Here is a 20,077-nt window from a genome sequence, read left to right as displayed (position 1 = left end):
CTGCTTACCTTCTTAATTGCCAATATCAATCTAGACTAAAAACTGAATAAGCATGAAGGAGCTATCCGATGATCACCCACCAACCATTTGTCCATCCTGATGAAATACGAACTCACTTCTCTAAAGCCATGTCGGATATGTATCGGGCCGAAGTCCCCCTCTATGGCACCTTGTTACAGTTGGTTGACGCTATAAACACGCAAGCGATACAACAATCACCGCAGCTCAATCATCATTTGCAGCAAACGGGGGAAATTGACCGCCTGAGCATGGAGCGACACGGGGCCATTCGGGTTGGAACTGCAGCGGAGCTTGCAACTCTGCGCCGTTTGTTTGCGGTGATGGGCATGTTTCCGGTTGGTTACTATGACCTGGCTCCCGCCGGAGTACCGGTTCATTCCACCGCATTCAGAGCAGTGCATGAAGCCTCACTTCAAACCAGCCCATTTAGAATTTTTACCTCTCTACTACGGCTGGAGCTGATTGAGCAATTGCAATTGCGCCAACTGGCCGCCGATATCTTGGCCAAAAGAACGATTTTCACCCCACGGGCCATTGAGTTAATTATGCAACATGAAACCGCAGGTGGTCTGACCCATCATGAAGCGGATGATTTCATCACCCAGTCACTGGAAACATTTCGTTGGCACAATCAGGCAACAGTCAGTGCATCGGTTTACCAACAGCTACACGACCAACACCGTTTAATTGCTGATGTAGTGGCTTTCAAAGGCCCCCACATCAATCACTTAACGCCAAGAACTTTAGATATTGATGCCGCGCAAGTAGCCATGCCGAAACATGACATTTCCCCTAAAGCAGTGATCGAAGGGCCACCACCACGCCACTGCCCGATATTATTACGGCAAACTAGTTTTAAGGCATTGGAAGAAAAAGTGGCATTTATTTCAGATCATGGGCAAATAATTCAGGGGCATCACACTGCACGTTTCGGCGAAATAGAGCAGCGGGGAGCGGCATTGACCGCGAAAGGTCGCGATTTGTATGACCGCTTGCTACAGGCATCTCAAGATCAATTGCAGGTTCCTGCGAATGAGAAAAATGCGGCGCACTATATGGAAATCCTCAGCCAGACGTTTAGCCAGTTCCCCGATGATTACTCTGTAATGCGTTCAGAGCAACTCGCCTTTTTCCGCTACTTTCCCACCAAGAAAGGTTTGAGCGCAGAGACTGAATTAATGCAAGAAATGACGTTAGACGAACTGATTTGTAGTGGATTTATCCAATTTGAACCGTTGGTTTATGAGGATTTCTTGCCGGTCAGTGCTGCCGGGATTTTTCAGTCAAATTTAGGCGATAAAGGACAGAGCCATTTTAGCGGGCAATCGAGTAAACAGGCGTTTCAACGGGATCTTGGTGTGATGGTCATTGATGAATTACAGCTTTATGCTGAAACGCAACAGCGCTCACTGATAACCACTGCCGCAGCCCTTAAGTTAGCGCCATTGAGTCTATAGAGCCGTGTTATCTGGCGGGTGTTGGAGCTAATGCTTTAATTTTTAATAACAATTGCTCAGCCTGATCGCACGGTAACTGCGCATCTACCGGCAAATACCACCAGTTAGGTTGAGCAAAAGTCCGACACTTAACAGCATCTTTTTCTGTCATCAACAAAACTTGCGCGTCGGATGCCAGCGGGCGGAGTTGCGCCAATGAGTAATCTTGATGATCCGCAAAAGTGTACTCACTTTCAGGTTCAATCCCCAACATATCCAGCGTGGCAAAAAAGCGCGGAGGATGACCGATTCCAGCCATTGCAACCACTTGTTGCAATTGTTGTACAGGCAATCGTTCACCACTTAGCAGATTCACTGCATCACGGGCCACCAATTGCATGGGGATTTCGCCTGTAGCCGCAATGCCACCATTGGTTATCACCGCATCGACTGAGCGCAATCGCCCCGCTCGTTCACGCATCGGCCCGGCAGGTAGCCACCAGCCATTGCCAAAACGCCGAACCCCATCGATGACGACCAACTCAAAATCGCGCGCTAATGCATAATGCTGTAAGCCGTCATCGGTGATGATGAAATCCACTTCATTAGATTTCAATAATGCCTTGATAGCGTCAGAACGTTTAGGTGATACCGCAACTGGGGCTTTAGTACGTTGAAAGATCAGAACGGGTTCGTCACCGGCCTGTGTTGTTGATGTCTCACAGGTAAGCAGCAATGGATAAGCATCCGACTTCCCGCCATAGCCGCGCGACACCACACCAACTCGATAGCCTCGCTGTTGCAGTTGCTCTACCAACCAAACCGCGACTGGCGTTTTGCCATTACCGCCAGCGGTAAGGTTGCCCACAACAATAACCGGGACGGGAGAACGCCATGTGGTACGTAGCCCCAAGCGATAACTGGCCCGGATAAACCAAGTAACTGCGCCGTACAGCCACGAAAAAGGTAGCAATAGCAAATACAGCCGCGATTGACCGGACCAAATACGCTCAATCATTGGCCAAACTGCATACGATTAAGTTGAGCATAAGCGCCATGCTGTGCCAGTAACTCAGCATGAACTCCTCGTTCTACGATACGCCCATCTTCAATAACTAAGATTTCATCTGCTTTTTCGATGGTCGATAAACGATGAGCAATAACCACGGATGTACGGTTCTTCTGCAACTCATCTAGTGCCGCCTGAATTGCCCGTTCAGATTCAGTATCCAGCGCTGAAGTGGCTTCATCCAGAATCAGGATTGGGCAATCTCGCAATAATGCGCGCGCGATGGCAATACGCTGACGTTGCCCACCGGATAGCATCACTCCGTTTTCACCGATAACCGTATCCAGACCATTCTCCATTTTATTGATAAAGTCCATGGCATACGCCATTCGTGCCGCTTCTTCAATTTCGGCACGGCTATACTGCTCATCACGAGCGTAAGCGATATTATTTGCAACTGTATCATTGAACAGATGAACATTTTGCGACACCAAGGCCACTTGATTACGCAGAGCGCCTAAGCGGTAATCACGCAGATCATGACCATCCATTAAGATACTGCCTTCACTGACATCATAAAAACGGGTCAGCAGATTAGCGATAGTCGATTTGCCTGAACCTGAGCGCCCCACTAAAGCCACAGTTTTACCCGCTTCTATATGCATATTGATGTCATTCAGCGCTGGGGTATCCTTGCCAGGATAATAGAAGGTGACATGGCGGAATTCTATTTCACCTTTAGCGCGCTCGACTTCCAATTTGCCCTCGTCTTTTTCCTGCTCCATATCCAGTATGGCAAACAGCGTTTGACAGGCGGCCATACCGCGCTGGAACTGCGCATTCACATTGGTTAAGGACTTCAACGGGCGCATTAATGCAATCATGGCTGAGAACACAACGGTGATTGTGCCAGCGGTCAGCGTTTCCATCACACTTGGAAAGCTTGCAGCATAAAGTACAAATGCCAGAGCAAAAGAGGCGATCAACTGGATGATGGGGTCTGAAATAGAAGAAGCAGAAACCAGCTTCATCCCCTGCTGACGCATACGATTACTTACGGTATCAAAGCGCTCGGTTTCAACTTTCTGGCCGCCGAAGATCAAGACTTCTTTATGGCCTTTCAGCATTTGCTCTGCACTGGTAGTAACTTCGCCCATAGTACTTTGCATATTTTTGCTGATATTGCGAAAACGTTTCGAAACCAAACGGATTGAAACAGAAACGATCGGCGCAATGACGATTAAAATCAGCGACAATTGCCAGCTGTAATAAAACATCATGATGAACAGGCCAATGATGGAGGCCCCTTCCCGCACTACGGTCACCAATGCGCTAGAAGATGATGCAGCTACCTGCTCAGAGTCATAGGTAATACGTGATAACAGAGTACCGGTCGATTGCTGATCAAAAAAGGATACGGGCATTCCCATCATATGGCTGAATAAGCGACGACGGATGTACATGACCACTTTGCCTGAGACCCATGAAATGCAGTAACTCGAGATAAACCCGGTTATTCCCCGAACTATCATCAACCCGATAACAGCCAGGGGCATCCATTTTAAAATTGAGCTATTAGCTTTACCAAAACCATCGTCTAACAAAGGCTTAAGTAACGACAGCATAAAGGTGTCACTGGCAGCATTAAGGATTAATGCTATCGCTGCAACAACAAGACCTGTCTTGTAAGGAGAGATCATTGGCCATAGGCGACGAAACGTCTGCCAAGTGGATAGATCTTTATCATTCATCATGCAAATACCAGCACCAGAAGAAATAGCGGCCCATTCTACTCATTATGGCCTCCAACGCCAAATTGCTGGTGGTACCAACGAGGCATTAATTGTTCTCTATACCCATTAACTTGCCAACTATCGTTGTAAAAATAAACAGTGAGTTGACCTGACACTGATGTATCACGCCAAATGATGCTATTTTTCTCATAACGTGCAATCACTTTTTTAGCCGGTAAATGCCATTGGTTATAGCGTGCAGCAGAAGATAGTGCCAATTCTGGCTTTACTCTGCGCAAAAAGAGTGGCGTTGAAGAGGTGTTACTGCCGTGATGGGGAACTTGCAAGACGGTAGAAGCTAGCTTTGCGCGCGAATATTTCACTAATTGTCGCTCCCCATGAGCCTCAAGATCACCAGTCAATAACAGACTGTACTTTCCATCATTGATACTAATGACACATGAGTCATCATTTTTAGCGTTAGCCACCTGATTTTTAGGCCATAGAACCTCGAAATTCAGACCTTGCCACTGCCACTCATCTCCTTTTTGACACGATAAGCCATTAACTTCTAATGCAAAAGGAGCTCGGACAGTTGCCCAAGGGAAAGCTAGCTGAAGATCTGTCAACCCCCCGGTGTGATCCCGATGGTCATGGCTGAGAATTATCTGCTCCACTGTAATACCACGCCAATGCAGATAAGGCAGGATAACACTGGCCGCCATACTGCCAGAGTCCCAGCTATTACCTGTATCATAGATAATCGCCTTCCCCCCGCGCTCAATCACCACTGCCAGGCCATGCCCGATATCGAGCATATCAACACGCCAATGATAATCATCACGCCGCTGACTCAATAGCACCATATTGATACAAAGCACCATTACACCAAGCGGATAATTGCGCCACCACTGAAAACGCCAAATCAGTATTGCCAGCCAGCCACTATAGCTGAGAGCAACTGATGCCGCCCCTGTTGGCACCCAGCCGATGTTAAAATAATTGAGCGGAAATAGTGTGGCGGTTAATGATAAATCTGCCATATGCCAGAATATGCCAGCAACAGCAGGCAGCAAGGTAAAGGCCAGAGCCAATAATACACAAGGCACAGTAAGCAGTGAGACGATTGGCACCGCCCACAGATTGGCCGGAATAGACAATAGACTGACACCATGAAACAAACCTATCTGGAGTGGCAGCAACAGTAACATCATGCCTGATTGCAAATGAAACCAACGCACAACAACACCATTCCAGCCCTGCGTAAAGCGTGGTGCAACCGGTACCCAATGAAACCAGCATATCAGGCTAAATACCGCCAGACTGGAGAGCCAAAAACTGTCTGAGAGCACGGCCAGAGGATCGCTAATTAAAATTAACGCCAAGGCCCATAACCACACTTGCCTGGCGCTACACGAAATCCCAAACAGACGCAGCAGCAACCACAGAGTTAAAACAATAGCAGCCCTGATTGCAGGTGGGTTGGCCCCTGCCAGCCAGACATAGGTCATGGCAAGCAGCCATCCGACTAAGATTGGAAACCGTGGCCCGATCAAGCTGACTGGCAAGAATAGTTGAATGAACCGAGCCAACATTCCACCAAATAAGGCGGCCAGTGCTATATGTAACCCTGATATCGCCATTAAATGGGCAGTGCCGGTATAACGTAAGTTTTCCCAGACAGGCTTGGGCAGTTGCCTTCTTTCGCCAAACGCCAGAGCTAACATAATGTTCCGTTGAGCGTATCCTTGTAGTTGCTGTTCGACAATGCTAATCACACGTTGCCGGGCATTACAATTTGCATCCAGTAATTCTCCCTTAATGATTCGCCCTTGCAGCGGATTGTGATTTGCAATCGCCCAGCGTTGACTGTCAAAACCCCCTTCATTCAGTAAACTGTGAACCGCACGCATTTTCACGCTAATAGCCCATTGTTGCCCGGCGCACCCCTCGTCAAGAAACGGGGGCCGCCCAACGGTAACCGTTAGCGGAGGGAACACTCTCTTACCATTGGCATACTGAATATCTAGCAGCACTTTAGGACTCTTATTCCACGCCAGAGATGCGTTTTTTATTGTCGCGACTATCTGCTGTTCTCCTTGAGTTAATACCTCTACATGCGTCAGTACGCGATGACCATGCCAGCAGCCCCAGAGAAAGCTAATGATGACGAGTGTTAACCATTGGCAGTACATATTTCCGCTTAGCCATAAAAAAGCCCCTATCAGCAGCAGAGAACCAATAATGGCTATCCCTGGTAGTCGGTGGAGAAAAATTAGCGGTAATAGACCTATGACAATAGCCGAAGCGACACGATCAATTGATAAAGCGATAGGCATCCATCCATTTCATTGCGACCAGATTGCGTCATTGCTATCCGTTTACCTCATCGGAATGAACTGATTTTCGATAATAATGGCGTAGGTTGCCAGAGTGATAAGCCAGAGTTCAGAGAGGGATCGATAACTGTTTGAGGTTATTGCAGCGACAACAGCATAAGTGCGAGATGTATCGAAGATAGGAAATAGCTTATTAATGAGAAAAGATATAGGAAGAAAAGATAAGCAATGAATAACTAAGGAAATATGGTAAAGACTGAGCGCATTCGCTGTAGGGTTTTGGTCTGTAGGTAACTCATTTCACCGTGTGGTTTTATACAAAATAAAAACGGTGCCATGAAAGGCACCGTTTCGTATCAGCGTTTATACTCTTGATGTTCAACACTACCGCAGTATTAACTACAGCACTAATGACATTAGGTATAAGTAATAACGCGGTAAGTTGTGAACAACTTAACCGTAGATATTAGCGCGGTCACGCAATTCTTTACCTGGCTTAAAGTGTGGAACGTACTTACCTTCCAACTCAACTTTATCGCCAGTTTTTGGATTACGGCCAACACGCGGAGCACGGTAGTGAAGAGAAAAACTGCCAAATCCGCGGATCTCAATGCGCTCACCTTCAGCCAGTGTTCCAGCCATATGTTCAAGCATTTCTTTCACTGCATCCTCAACGACCTTCGCCGGTACGTGAGATTGCTGGCCAGCAAGTCTTTCAATAAGTTCAGACTTGGTCATATTACCTCCAAGCTTTGCAGCTAAACTACCGTATAGGGGCGGAAAAACCGCCCCCCGTTATTACTCGCCTTTTGCAGCTTTGAACGCTTCTGCCATTGCGCTAGAGAAGTTGCCTTCTTCTGGCTTGGTGTTAACTGTAGCAATAGCATCTTTCTCATCAGCTTCGTCTTTAGCACGAACAGACAGGCTGATTACGCGGTTTTTGCGGTCAACGCCAGTATATTTGGCTTCAACTTCATCACCGACGTTCAGAACCAGCGTCGCATCTTCAACGCGGTCGCGAGTTGCTTCGGAAGCACGCAGATAACCTTCTACGCCGCCTGCCAATTCAACTGTAGCACCTTTAGCGTCAACTGCAGTTACTTTACCAGTAACAATAGCACCTTTCTTGTTAACAGACAGGTAGTTATTGAACGGGTCTTCTGCTAATTGTTTCACGCCTAAGGAGATGCGCTCACGTTCTGCGTCAACTTGCAGGACCACAGCTGCGATTTCGTCGCCTTTCTTGTAATCACGAACTGCTTCTTCGCCTGCAACGTTCCAGGAGATGTCAGACAGGTGAACCAGGCCGTCGATACCGCCGTCCAGGCCGATGAAGATACCGAAGTCAGTGATAGACTTGATTTTACCTTCAACGCGGTCGTTTTTGTTGTGGGTTTCTGCAAACAGCTGCCAAGGGTTAGACTTACACTGTTTCAGGCCCAGAGAAATACGACGACGTTCTTCATCGATGTCCAGAACCATAACTTCCACTACGTCGCCAACGTTAACAACTTTAGACGGGTGAATGTTTTTGTTGGTCCAATCCATTTCTGAAACGTGTACCAAACCTTCAACGCCTTCTTCGATTTCTACGAAGCAGCCGTAATCAGTCAGGTTAGTTACACGACCAGTCAGCCTGGTGCTTTCTGGGTAACGTTTAGCGATAGCAACCCATGGATCTTCGCCCAGCTGTTTCAAGCCAAGGGATACACGAGTACGTTCGCGGTCGAATTTCAGCACTTTAACAGTGATTTCGTCGCCCACATTGACGATTTCGCTTGGGTGTTTAACACGTTTCCAAGCCATGTCAGTAATGTGCAGCAAGCCATCAACGCCACCCAGATCAACGAATGCACCGTAGTCAGTCAGGTTCTTAACGATACCCTTAACTTCCATGCCTTCTTGCAGGTTTTCCAGCAATTGATCACGTTCTGCGCTGTTCTCGGATTCGATAACTGCACGACGAGAAACAACCACGTTGTTGCGTTTCTGATCCAGCTTGATGACTTTGAACTCAAGCTCTTTGCCTTCCAGATGCAGAGTATCGCGAACTGGACGCACATCAACCAGTGAACCAGGCAGGAACGCACGGATGCCGTTCAGTTCGACTGTAAAGCCGCCCTTCACTTTGCCGTTGATCACACCAGTAACGGTTGCAGCTTCTTCGTAAGCCTTTTCCAGCATCAGCCATGCTTCGTGACGCTTCGCTTTCTCACGGGACAGCAGAGTTTCACCGAAGCCGTCTTCAACAGCGTCCAGTGCAACGTCAACTTCGTCGCCGACTTGAATTTCCAGTTCACCTTGCGCGTTCTTGAACTGTTCTGCTGGAATTGCTGACTCAGATTTCAGACCGGCGTCAACCAGTACGATATCTTTATCGATAGAAACAACAACACCACGGACGATAGAGCCCGGACGTGTTTCAATTGTTTTCAGGGATTCTTCAAAGAGTTGAGCAAAAGATTCTGTCATGTTTATAATCTTCAGGATTCTTAAGTTTAACGTCCATCTAGCATCCCGCCGGATGGGGTTGTTTCACATGCCTCGCCACACATCCTTGCAGCAAGGTTAAAGTGCTCATCAAAAATAATTTTATTTAAAAAATAAATCGTTGAGAGCTCAGAACTGACCGCATTGTCGTTATTTTTTCAACGGCAACGCTAAAATTCGTTGGGCATAAGCCAGCGCCTGTTCGATCACCTGCTCGATGGACATACTGGTTGAATCCAGTACCAACGCATCCGCCGCAGGGACTAAAGGTGCAATAGACCGATTACGATCGCGTGAGTCACGCTCCTGTATCTCGGCCAAAAGACGTTCAAAGTTAACATTAAACCCCTTTTCCTGCAACTGTAGCATACGTCGATGTGCGCGTTCTTGCGAACTTGCATCAAGAAATATTTTTACCGGCGCATCAGGAAAGACCACCGTGCCCATATCCCGGCCGTCGGCAATCAGGCCCGGCGCTTCACGAAACGCGCGCTGACGGCGTAGTAATGCTTCACGAACCCGCGGAAAGGCCGCCGCCTGAGACGCCGTATTTCCGACAGTTTCGGTGCGGATCTCATTACTGACGTCCTCACCTTCCAAAATCACTTTTAACTGCCCATTCTGTGAAACAAAACGAACATCGAGATGTGCGGCAAGTGGAGCCAATGCCTCTTCGGAGCTGATATCAACCTGATGATGCAGTGCCGCCAGAGCCAAAACCCGGTAAATCGCACCCGAATCCAGCAAGCGCCAGTCCAGCGATTCAGCCAGTGCTTTGCAAAGCGTCCCTTTACCTGCACCACTTGGTCCATCAACGGTTATCACCGGGGCTATCGCCGTCATTTCTCTCTCCTTTCGGTAGGCAAAACCTCTTGTCTACCCAGCAGGGCAAACACAGGTGCAGTATTATACGCTGCATCGATACGAACTGTTACCCTGCGCTGGTTCAGTTGCTGAAAATAAAACCATAAGCCGTGGCTGGAGTGTAGAAGAGATGGGAAAGATAGACAGGAAATATATTTATTCTGTATAAATTCGTGAAAGGCGATAATTAAAACTGTCGCTAAAAGTATAAGCCGGGTACCTACTGGCACCCGGTTGAAGCCGATATCAGGCGTTGTGACTCAAGCGCGCCAACTGTTCGAAATAATCAGGAAAAGTCTTAGCCGTACATTTAGGGTCAAGAATCGTCACCGGGGTATCTGAAAGTGCCACCAGCGAGAAGCACATCGCCATCCGGTGGTCATTATAAGTACCAATTTCGGCGGCAATTAATTGAGCAGGCGGCACCACGCGGATGTAATCATTACCTTCTTCCACTTCCGCACCGACTTTTCTTAGCTCCGTTGCCATCGCGGATAAACGGTCGGTTTCCTTCACTCGCCAGTTATAGATATTACGAATAACAGTCGGGCCATTGGCAAACAGTGCGGTGGTGGCAATGGTCATCGCGGCATCAGGGATGTGGTTCATATCCATATCGATACCCTGTAATTCACCACGGCTGCACTCGATATAATCATCACCCCAACTGATTTTAGCGCCCATTTTCTCCAGCACATCAGCAAATTTGGTATCGCCCTGCACGCTTTTTTTACCGATACCGGTCACGCGCACGGTGCCACCTTTGATAGCAGCGGCGGCGAGGAAATAAGAGGCAGAAGAGGCATCACCTTCAACCAGATAGGTGCCCGGTGAGCGATAAATCTGCCCGCCTTTAATATGGAAAACCTGATAGTTTTCATGTACAACATCCACGCCGAAAGCTTTCATCAGATGCAACGTAATGTCGATATAAGGCTTAGACACCAACTCCCCTTGGATCTGAATTTCAGTATCTTGTTCAGCTAAGGGAGCGGTCATCAATAATGCCGTGAGGAATTGACTGGACACACTGCCGTCTACGGTGAGTTTACCGCCACGGAAACCACCCCGTAAGCGTAGCGGCGGGTAGTTCTCTTGCTCCAGATAATCAATCTGTGCTCCGCCCTGGCGCAATGCATCAACCAAATGACCAATTGGCCGCTCTTTCATGCGTGGCTCGCCGGTTAACACAATGTCATTGTTTCCCAGACACAGCGCCGCAGCCAACGGGCGCATGGCCGTTCCCGCATTACCCAAGAACAGCTCTAATGGCTGCTCTGCAATCAACTTGCCGCCTAACCCATCGACGTCACAGCGGGTACGATCAGCAGACAGGCGATATTTCACCCCCAATGCCTGTAGAGCATTGAGCATATGGCGGATGTCATCACTGTCTAACAAGTTATTCAGCTGGGTCGTCCCTTCAGCCAGTGCTGCCAGAAGAAGTGCACGGTTAGAAACACTTTTAGAGCCGGGTAAATTAACGGTGCCATTAATCAGTGCGATGGGGTGTAAAGTCAGGGATTCCAGCATGGGAAAAGTACTCTCCAGTCTTTTATGAGCAACAGCCCCGCACAGGACGGGGCTGTTGTTATACCCGTCATACTTCAAGTTGCATGTGTGTTGGCTGTCTTCGTTCACCCCAGTCACTTACTTGTGTAAGCTCCTGAGGACTCGCTCAGTTGCCGCCTTCCTGCAACTCGAATTATTTACGGTATATGACAAATAAATATATTTTAAATAAGGGTGATAACTCAGTCTGAGTAGGCAAACATCCGCCCAGAGCAATCAACCATGTCGGCGTTCGAAGTCAGCCATAAATTCGGTTAATGCTCTTACACCTTCAATTGGCATGGCGTTATAGATAGAGGCACGCATACCCCCGGCAACACGGTGGCCTTTTAAGGCTTGTAGCCCCTGGGCTTCGGCTTCACTCAAGAACAGTTTATCCAATGAAGGATCACGCATTTGGAACGGCACATTCATCCAAGAGCGGTTAGCGCCAGCCACCTGATTGCGATAGAAACCGGTCTTGTCGATAGCGCCATACAGTAATTCAGCTTTCGCCTGATTACGCTTCTCCATTTCGCCTAAACCACCCTGTTCTTTCAGCCACTTAAATACCAAACCGGACAGATACCAGGCGAAAGTCGGCGGCGTGTTGAACATCGAGTCGTTTTCTGCCAGAACCTTATAATCAAGGATGGATGGCAGCTCAGTGCGCGCTTTACCCAGCAAATCTTCGCGCACGATAACCACTGTCAGACCGGCCGGGCCGATATTCTTCTGGGCACCTGCATAAATGACACCATAGCGGTTAACATTAATCGGGCGAGAGAGAATAGATGAGGAGTAGTCAGCCACCACAATTTTGTCACCCAAGCTCGGCTCTTCGTTGATAGCCAGCCCGTCAATGGTTTCATTTGGGCAGTAATGCACATAAGCGGCATTATCACTCAGTTTCCATTGCTTCATCGGCGCAATGCCTTTGAGACCGTTATCATTGGTCGTCACATCAATCACATGCGGCGTGCAGTATTTCTGAGCTTCTTTGACCGCACTGTGCGCCCAATAGCCGCCATCAATATAATCCGCACAGTTGCGGTCACCGAGTAGATTCAGTGGCACTGCGGCAAACTGCGCGCGCGCGCCACCGTGGCAAAATAACACTTTATAATTGGCTGGGATCTTCATTAGTTCGCGTAGATCTTTTTCAGCTTCTTCAGCAACCTGCATAAACTCTTTACTGCGATGGCTGATTTCCATCACCGATGTACCCAGACCACGCCAGTTACGTAATTCCTGTTCCGCACGACGTAATACTTCAACCGGTAACATTGCCGGACCTGCGCTAAAATTATAAACCTGTGTCATTTCCCCTCACCACGCTCAACTGAGATTGCCATCGTTATCCTTACTCGGTTTTATCATTCGAACCCGCCTGCTGCAATGGTTATTCGCCCATAACGGGGAAACTCGCCACCAGCGCGGTAGCAGCCTGTGCGTCATCCTGGCATTAATTTGAAATTAATCACTAAAAGTATCGAAATCATCACCCTGCGACACGATAGATAACTCATTTTATCCGTTAGGGTTGCAATGCCTCAACCCCGTGGTGGTGACCACCGCGCGGGCAGGTTTTCGTGGCACAGCAGTCTAACTGCCACAATCAGGTTACACTGGCAATCCGAGTTTAACTTGTTATTTACCAAAGAAAAATACACTGTTATAGCCCCGTTTACTTCCCGATAAGACGGGTTTATTTCAGATTACCGGTAATAACTAGATACGGAGACCGAAGCCTCCGTCAAAGATTGGCTCTATCAATACGCGTGGAACAATTTTTGAATTTCTTGTGGTTTTTGCGTTTGGGTTAATGCCAATTGCAGCAGTACCCGGGCTTTTTGTGGATTCAGTGAGCCTGACGCAACAAAGCCATATTTGGTATCATCAACTTCAGCATCTTCGGTGGTAGAACCGGTCGGTACGCGGGATGAACGCACGACTGCAACGCCATTGTGTGCCGCCGTTGCCAGTGTATCGAATACTGTTTTATACAGGTTACCGTTACCCACGCCAGCGCTGACAATCCCTTTATAGCCATCCTCAATCAATGCCTTAGCCGGTAAGTCAGAGGCGTTGGCATAGTTATAAATGATACCGACTTTGGGTAACTCATTCAGCTTGCTGATATCAAAGGCGGGCTGTCTTGGTGCCGGTTGGTGTAAATAATTCACTTTGCCATCATAGATATAACCCAGCGGCCCAGTGTTAGGTGACTGGAATGTTTGCACTGAGGTGGTGTTAGTCTTCATCACGTCACGGCCGGTTAACACAGTGTCATTCATCGCCACCAGTACACCACGTTTGGCAGAATCAGCGTCACTGGCAACCACCACTGCATTATAGAGATTCAGCGGACCATCGGCACCTAACGCCGTTGCCGGGCGCATCGCCCCAACTATTACTACAGGTTTATCGCAGTTAACAGTTAAATCGAGGAAATAAGCGGTTTCTTCCAACGTATCAGTCCCATGCGTGATCACGAATCCGTCTGTTTTGGCACAATCAGCATTAATTTTTTTCGCTAATTTCAGCCAGACCTCATCATTCATATCCTGAGAACCAATGTTTACTACTTGTTCGCCCCGAATGTTGGCGATACTTTTCATTTCTGGTACCGCATTTACCAAGGCTTCCACTCCCAGCTTACCCGCCGTGTAATTGGACTTGGTAGCTGAATCGCCGCCACCCGCAATCGTTCCCCCGGTCGCCAATAAAGTGATATTGGGTAACGCAAAGGCCGAACCGCTGATCCCTGCTAAGATTCCGGCTAAAACAGTTAGCTTTATAGATTTCATATTATTACTCCATTATTTATAAGCTAGTGAATTATCCGGAATATCCATACTAAAACTGTGACATTTGCTATGCTTTCGGAATACATGGAGCTATTAACCAAAACCCCGTATGATTGCGCGTTTTTAGTACCGCCAAAAAGTGAAGAAAATGACGCAAACCTTTATTCCCGGCAAAGACGCCGCGCTGGAAGATTCCATCTCCCGCTTTCAGCAAAAACTGAGTGACCTCGGTTTTAATATTGAAGAAGCCTCCTGGCTGAACCCGGTTCCTCACGTTTGGTCGGTACATATCCGCGATCGTGATTGCCCGCTGTGCTTTACCAACGGTAAAGGTGCCAGTAGGAAAGCGGCACTGGCCTCAGCACTGGGTGAATATTTCGAGCGCTTATCAACTAACTATTTCTTTGCGGATTTCTACTTGGGCAAAGCGATTGCCGAGGGCGATTTCGTACACTATCCGAACGAGAAATGGTTCCCGCTTCCAGAAGATAATCTGCTACCGGAAGGCATTCTGGATGAGCGTTTGCTGGCATTTTACGATCCGGAGAACGAGCTGGTTGCCAGTGATCTGGTGGATTTACAATCAGGGAATGCTGAGCGCGGTATTTGCTCGCTGCCATTCACCCGACAGTCAGATTTAGAAACCGTCTATATTCCAATGAATATTATCGGCAATCTGTATGTTTCAAACGGCATGTCTGCGGGGAATACCGCCAATGAAGCCCGCGTGCAAGCGTTGTCTGAAGTGTTTGAACGTAATGTAAAAAACCGCATTATCGCGGAATCTATCAGCTTGCCGGAGATCCCGTCCGCGGTGTTAAACCGCTATCCGGGTGTGGTCGAAGCCATTGCCAAACTGGAAGAGGAAGGTTTCCCGATCCTCTCTTACGATGCCTCTTTAGGTGGCCAATATCCGGTGATTTGTGTGGTGCTGTTTAACCCGTCAAATGGAACGTGTTTCGCTTCATTCGGTGCGCACCCTGACTTCGGTGTTGCCCTTGAGCGTACCGTGACTGAGCTACTGCAAGGGCGCAGCCTCAAAGATTTGGATGTGTTTACCGCACCGACCTTTGATGACGAAGAAGTGGCAGAACACACCAATCTGGAAACTCACTTTATCGATTCAAGCGGCCTGATCAGTTGGGATATGTTTAAAGATGATGCCGACTATCCCTTCGTGGATTGGAGCTTTAAAGGCACCACGGAAGAAGAGTTCGCCACCTTAATGGCTATCTTCACGCAAGAAGATGCCGAAGTGTATATCGCCGATTATGAGCATTTAAGTGTCTATGCCTGCCGAATTCTGGTGCCGGGGATGTCAGATATCTACCCTGCCGAAGACTTATTAATGGCAAACAACACCATGGGCGCGCATCTGCGTGATACCTTGCTGGCCCTGCCAGACAGTGGCTTTAAACCAGAGCACTATCTGGAACTCATTCAGACCTTGGATGATGAAGGGTTAGATGATTTCGCGCGTGTTCGTGAGCTGCTGGGAATTGCTTCCGGTAAAGATAATGGCTGGTACACATTGCGGGTTGGCGAGCTGAAATCGATGCTGGCACTGGCGGGCGGCGATCTCGAGCAAGCCTTGATTTGGGTTGAATGGACGCAAGATTTCAACTCATCGGTCTTCACTGCAAAACAGGCGAACTACTACCGTTGCCTGCAAACCTTGTTGCTATTGACGCAAGAGCCAGATCGTGACCCGACGCAATATTACACAGCCTTTGTGAAGATGTATGGTCAGGAGGCAGTAGATACTGCATCGGCAGCCATTGCTGGCGAAGCGCGCTTCAATGGCCTGTTCAGTGTGGATGAAGATCTCAAAGCCCTGCCAGCACACCAAGCGCTGCTGGGTGCTTACGCTAAATTGCAGGCGGCGAAACGCCGTTATTGGGCAAAAAGCGAGTAACTCCTCGGCCCTATAGATTTCAGTTAATTATCTGTCGGAGCTGACAAAGTCAATTGAAGGGGAATCGTGCCGTTGGGGTCGTAGCGACGTAAGTCGCCGGAGCGCCCCTAGGTGCGGTAAACCCTTCACTCACTGGACTATCAGCACTTTGTCATTAACCTCAAGCGGCATTTAGCCGCTTTTTTATCGCAATATTTTTCGTCTATTAATTTTTGCAGTTATTCCTGATAAAAATAAATACCATCGACTCAAGCCAACCATTGTTTTTATCATAAAAAAACGTTATTTCCTGACGCCGCTTGAGGCAAAAAACAGCACCTTTAAACAAACATTATTTGCCCCGCAGATTAAACAGACATAGAGGTAAATAAATAGTTAATTTTTAATGACGGCCGCAAATAAAAATAGCTACAAATGCTGCTTTTAATTAACGTACTCAACGGCTTTCGAACAGACCAATCAAAAAAATTTGTAAATCTTAAAATATTTTTTCATGATGAAAATCAAAAAGATAACCTTATTAAGCACACATTCTGTAGTGTTTTAACTCGAACTAAACTCTCGCAATATGATCCACATCAATTTTCACGCTATACTGCTTTGCTAGTATCTCGCTGTGCTTTATTAACCCTTAAGAGAGAGTTAGTGTGAAAGCTGACAACCCCTTCGATGCATTATTACCTGCGGCAATGGCTAAAGTAGCCGAAGATGCCGGTGTCTATAAAGCCACCAAGCATCCGCTAAAAACCTTTTATTTAGCGATTACTGCTGGTGTGTTTATTTCAATTGCGTTTGTTTTTTATATTACAGCGACTACCGGTACTGCTGGCGTACCTTTCGGTTTTGCCAAGTTGGTCGGTGGTATTTGTTTCTCCCTGGGGCTAATGTTAGTGGTGGTATGTGGTGGTGACTTGTTCACTTCAACGGTGCTCACTACTGTCGCGAAAGCCAGTGGCCGTATTACCTGGCGTCAACTGGGATGCAACTGGGCTAATGTCTATATTGGCAACTTGTGTGGAGCGCTGTTCTTCGTCGCACTTATCTGGTTTGCCGGCCAATATACGGTCGCAAATGGTCAATGGGGTTTGAATGTTCTGCAAACCGCAGACCATAAATTGCACCATACTTTTGTTGAAGCGGTCTGTTTAGGTATTTTGGCGAACCTGATGGTCTGCCTGGCGGTATGGATGAGTTACTCCGGCCGTACCATAATGGACAAAATGTTCGCGATGATTTTACCGGTAGGGATGTTTGTCGCCAGCGGCTTTGAACACAGCATTGCAAATATGTTTATGATTCCGATGGGTATTGTTATTAAAAACTTCGCGACACCCGAGTTTTGGCAATCCATAGGAGCAGCACCTGAGCAGTTTGCTCACTTAACCGTAAGTAACTTTATTATTGATAATCTGATCCCGGTCACTATCGGCAACATCATCGGTGGTGGGTTATTGGTAGGGTTGACTTATTGGGTAATTTATCTGCGCGGTGACCAGCAACATTAATACGTGGCCGCTACGTCTGGTTTTCGAAGATATTCACATTAAAAGGTAGATGCATTATGACCGAACTTAATGAAAAATTGGCTACAGCATGGGAAGGCTTTACCAAAGGTGACTGGCAGAACGAAGTCAATGTTCGTGACTTTATTCAGAAAAACTACACCCCTTATGAAGGCGATGAGTCCTTCCTTGCCGGCCCTACCGAAGCGACCAACAAGCTGTGGGCAAAGGTTATGGAAGGCATCAAACTGGAAAACCGCACCCATGCGCCAGTTGATTTCGATACCGACGTAGTAGCAACTATCACCTCTCATGATGCTGGCTATATTAATCAATCTCTGGAAACCATCGTCGGTTTGCAGACTGAAGCCCCATTGAAACGTGCGCTGATCCCCTTCGGCGGCATCAAAATGGTAGAAGGTTCTTGCAAAGTTTACGGTCGTGAACTTGACCCGCAACTGAAAAAAGTCTTCACCGATTACCGTAAAACACATAACCAAGGTGTGTTTGACGTCTATACCAAAGACATCCTGAACTGCCGTAAATCTGGTGTACTGACCGGTTTGCCAGATGCCTATGGCCGTGGCCGTATCATCGGTGACTATCGTCGTGTAGCCGTTTACGGTATCGACTACCTGATGAAAGATAAATTGGCTCAGTTCAACTCTTTGCAAAATGATCTGGAAAACGGTAAAGACCTGGAAATGACTATCCAGTTGCGCGAAGAAATTGCTGAACAGCATCGTGCTCTGGGTCAGATTAAAGAAATGGCCGCTAAATACGGTTGCGATATCTCAGGCCCGGCAACTAACGCACAAGAAGCAGTACAGTGGACTTACTTCGGCTACCTGGCTGCGGTGAAATCCCAAAACGGTGCAGCAATGTCCTTTGGTCGTGTTTCTAGCTTCCTTGACGTGTACATCGAACGCGACATGAAAGCCGGTAAACTGACAGAAGAACAGGCGCAAGAGTTGATCGACCATTTAGTCATGAAACTGCGTATGGTTCGCTTCCTGCGTACCCCTGAGTATGATGAGTTGTTCTCTGGCGACCCAATCTGGGCGACTGAGTCACTGGCCGGTATGGGCGTTGATGGCCGTACTCTGGTGACCAAAACCAGCTTCCGCTTCCTGAACACCCTGTACACTATGGGGCCGTCTCCAGAGCCGAACATGACCATCCTGTGGTCTGAAAAGCTGCCACTGAACTTTAAAAAATATGCCGCTAAAGTCTCTATCGATACTTCATCTGTACAGTATGAAAATGATGACCTGATGCGTCCTGACTTCAACAACGATGACTACGCCATCGCATGTTGTGTTAGCCCGATGATTGTCGGTAAACAAATGCAGTTCTTCGGTGCCCGTGCCAACCTGGCAAAAACCATGTTGTATGCAATCAACGGCGGCGTTGACGAAAAAATGAAGATCCAGGTTGGCCCGAAAGAAGCGCCAATGATGGATGACGTGCTGGACTATGACAAAGTCATGGAACGCATGGATCACTTTATGGATTGGCTGGCTAAACAATACGTTACAGCACTGAACATCATCCACTACATGCACGACAAATACAGCTATGAAGCTGCACTGATGGCCCTGCATGACCGTGATGTTTACCGGACTATGGCGTGTGGTATTGCAGGTCTGTCTGTTGCTGCTGACTCCCTGTCTGCTATCAAATATGCCAAAGTGAGCACTATTCGCGACGAAGATGGCCTGGCGGTTGACTTCAATATCGAAGGTGAATATCCGCAATTTGGTAACAACGATTCACGCGTTGATGACATCGCCTGTGACCTGGTTGAGCGCTTTATGAAGAAAATTCAGAAGCTGCGTACTTACCGTGGTGCGGTTGCAACTCAATCCGTACTGACCATCACCTCTAACGTGGTTTATGGTAAGAAAACCGGTAACACCCCAGATGGTCGCCGTGCTGGTGCGCCATTCGGTCCAGGTGCTAACCCAATGCACGGTCGTGACCAGAAAGGTGCGGTTGCCTCTCTGACGTCTGTTGCTAAACTGCCGTTTGCTTATGCGAAAGATGGTATCTCTTACACCTTCTCTATCGTGCCAAACGCACTGGGTAAAGATGACGAAGTGCGTAAAGCTAACCTGGCAGGTCTGATGGATGGTTACTTCCATCACGAGGCGTCCATCGAAGGTGGTCAACATCTGAACGTGAACGTAATGAACCGCGAAATGCTGTTAGATGCGATGGAAAATCCGGAAAAATATCCGCAATTGACTATTCGTGTCTCTGGTTATGCCGTGCGTTTCAACGCGCTGACCAAAGAACAGCAGCAGGATGTCATTACTCGCACATTCACTCAGTCAATATAAGTTCTATGCCTTACAGGTATAACTAAAATAGATTAAACTAAAAGGCCTCACCTTCGTGGGGCCTT

General features: G+C 47.8%; 13 protein-coding genes. 4 read left to right on the top strand and 9 right to left on the bottom strand.

All coding sequences use genetic code 11. From position 1 onward, the window contains the following. The first annotated feature begins 71 nt into the window (after positions 1-71). Positions 72-1,478 (top strand): 2-oxoadipate dioxygenase/decarboxylase HglS, encoded by a 1,407-nt coding sequence (hglS, locus tag YALDO0001_RS03725; protein WP_042839385.1) that lies wholly within the window; start codon positions 72-74, stop codon positions 1,476-1,478. Between the two features lie 7 nt (positions 1,479-1,485). Here hglS and lpxK read toward each other — a convergent pair whose 3' ends face one another. From lpxK to ansB, 9 genes are all read right to left on the bottom strand, one after another. Further along, positions 1,486-2,475, bottom strand: coding sequence for a tetraacyldisaccharide 4'-kinase (gene lpxK / locus YALDO0001_RS03720; RefSeq protein WP_042839365.1), 990 nt, complete (start codon positions 2,473-2,475; stop codon positions 1,486-1,488). Beyond that, on the bottom strand, positions 2,472-4,220 hold the full coding sequence (msbA, locus tag YALDO0001_RS03715) for a lipid A ABC transporter ATP-binding protein/permease MsbA (RefSeq protein WP_004700021.1): 1,749 nt from the start codon (positions 4,218-4,220) through the stop codon (positions 2,472-2,474). Before msbA ends, lpxK begins: the two co-directional genes overlap by 4 nt. 35 nt (positions 4,221-4,255) lie before the next feature. Beyond that, positions 4,256-6,538: a ComEC family protein gene (locus YALDO0001_RS03710; protein WP_004700018.1), complete on the bottom strand. Its 2,283-nt coding sequence runs from the start codon at positions 6,536-6,538 to the stop codon at positions 4,256-4,258. A 453-nt stretch (positions 6,539-6,991) separates the two neighbouring features. Continuing rightward, positions 6,992-7,276: an integration host factor subunit beta gene (gene ihfB, locus YALDO0001_RS03705; RefSeq protein ID WP_002211322.1), complete on the bottom strand. Its 285-nt coding sequence runs from the start codon at positions 7,274-7,276 to the stop codon at positions 6,992-6,994. A 60-nt stretch (positions 7,277-7,336) separates the two neighbouring features. Continuing rightward, positions 7,337-9,010: a 30S ribosomal protein S1 gene (gene rpsA, locus YALDO0001_RS03700; RefSeq protein WP_004700014.1), complete on the bottom strand. Its 1,674-nt coding sequence runs from the start codon at positions 9,008-9,010 to the stop codon at positions 7,337-7,339. Between the two features lie 168 nt (positions 9,011-9,178). Beyond that, positions 9,179-9,871: a (d)CMP kinase gene (gene cmk, locus YALDO0001_RS03695; protein WP_004700013.1), complete on the bottom strand. Its 693-nt coding sequence runs from the start codon at positions 9,869-9,871 to the stop codon at positions 9,179-9,181. Between the two features lie 267 nt (positions 9,872-10,138). Beyond that, positions 10,139-11,425: a 3-phosphoshikimate 1-carboxyvinyltransferase gene (gene aroA, locus YALDO0001_RS03690; protein ID WP_004700010.1), complete on the bottom strand. Its 1,287-nt coding sequence runs from the start codon at positions 11,423-11,425 to the stop codon at positions 10,139-10,141. 255 nt (positions 11,426-11,680) lie between these two features. Next, positions 11,681-12,766, bottom strand: a complete 1,086-nt coding sequence (gene serC / locus YALDO0001_RS03685; RefSeq protein ID WP_004700008.1) for a 3-phosphoserine/phosphohydroxythreonine transaminase — start codon at positions 12,764-12,766, stop codon at positions 11,681-11,683. 449 nt (positions 12,767-13,215) lie between these two features. Beyond that, entirely contained in the window at positions 13,216-14,253 is a 1,038-nt protein-coding gene (gene ansB, locus YALDO0001_RS03680) for an L-asparaginase 2 (protein ID WP_004700005.1), read from the bottom strand. A 148-nt stretch (positions 14,254-14,401) separates the two neighbouring features. Between ansB and ycaO the strand changes: the two genes are divergently transcribed. The 3 genes from ycaO (at position 14,402) to pflB (ending at position 20,012) form a co-directional block, all read left to right on the top strand. Beyond that, positions 14,402-16,168 (top strand): 30S ribosomal protein S12 methylthiotransferase accessory factor YcaO, encoded by a 1,767-nt coding sequence (ycaO, locus tag YALDO0001_RS03675; RefSeq protein WP_042839364.1) that lies wholly within the window; start codon positions 14,402-14,404, stop codon positions 16,166-16,168. A gap of 647 nt (positions 16,169-16,815) precedes the next feature. Further along, positions 16,816-17,673, top strand: coding sequence for a formate transporter FocA (focA, locus tag YALDO0001_RS03670; protein ID WP_004700001.1), 858 nt, complete (start codon positions 16,816-16,818; stop codon positions 17,671-17,673). A 56-nt stretch (positions 17,674-17,729) separates the two neighbouring features. Continuing rightward, positions 17,730-20,012, top strand: a complete 2,283-nt coding sequence (pflB, locus tag YALDO0001_RS03665; protein ID WP_004699999.1) for a formate C-acetyltransferase — start codon at positions 17,730-17,732, stop codon at positions 20,010-20,012. Positions 20,013-20,077 lie beyond the last annotated feature (65 nt).

This window comes from Yersinia aldovae ATCC 35236 (assembly GCF_000173735.1).
Classification (GTDB): domain Bacteria; phylum Pseudomonadota; class Gammaproteobacteria; order Enterobacterales; family Enterobacteriaceae; genus Yersinia; species Yersinia aldovae.
The sequence above is the reverse complement of the archived record's forward strand: the minus strand, read 5'-3'. Positions and strand labels throughout refer to the sequence as shown.

Excerpts from the sequence above, each read along its gene's own strand:
- aroA (WP_004700010.1), bottom strand. The coding sequence starts at position 11,425 with ATGCTGGAATCCCTGACTTTACACCCCATCGCACTGATTAATGGCACC.
- YALDO0001_RS03710 (WP_004700018.1), bottom strand. The coding sequence starts at position 6,538 with ATGCCTATCGCTTTATCAATTGATCGTGTCGCTTCGGCTATTGTCATA.
- cmk (WP_004700013.1), bottom strand. The coding sequence starts at position 9,871 with ATGACGGCGATAGCCCCGGTGATAACCGTTGATGGACCAAGTGGTGCA.
- ycaO (WP_042839364.1), top strand. The coding sequence starts at position 14,402 with ATGACGCAAACCTTTATTCCCGGCAAAGACGCCGCGCTGGAAGATTCC.
- pflB (WP_004699999.1), top strand. The coding sequence starts at position 17,730 with ATGACCGAACTTAATGAAAAATTGGCTACAGCATGGGAAGGCTTTACC.
- msbA (WP_004700021.1), bottom strand. The coding sequence starts at position 4,220 with ATGATGAATGATAAAGATCTATCCACTTGGCAGACGTTTCGTCGCCTA.
- ansB (WP_004700005.1), bottom strand. The coding sequence starts at position 14,253 with ATGAAATCTATAAAGCTAACTGTTTTAGCCGGAATCTTAGCAGGGATC.
- serC (WP_004700008.1), bottom strand. The coding sequence starts at position 12,766 with ATGACACAGGTTTATAATTTTAGCGCAGGTCCGGCAATGTTACCGGTT.
- ihfB (WP_002211322.1), bottom strand. The coding sequence starts at position 7,276 with ATGACCAAGTCTGAACTTATTGAAAGACTTGCTGGCCAGCAATCTCAC.
- lpxK (WP_042839365.1), bottom strand. The coding sequence starts at position 2,475 with ATGATTGAGCGTATTTGGTCCGGTCAATCGCGGCTGTATTTGCTATTG.
- rpsA (WP_004700014.1), bottom strand. The coding sequence starts at position 9,010 with ATGACAGAATCTTTTGCTCAACTCTTTGAAGAATCCCTGAAAACAATT.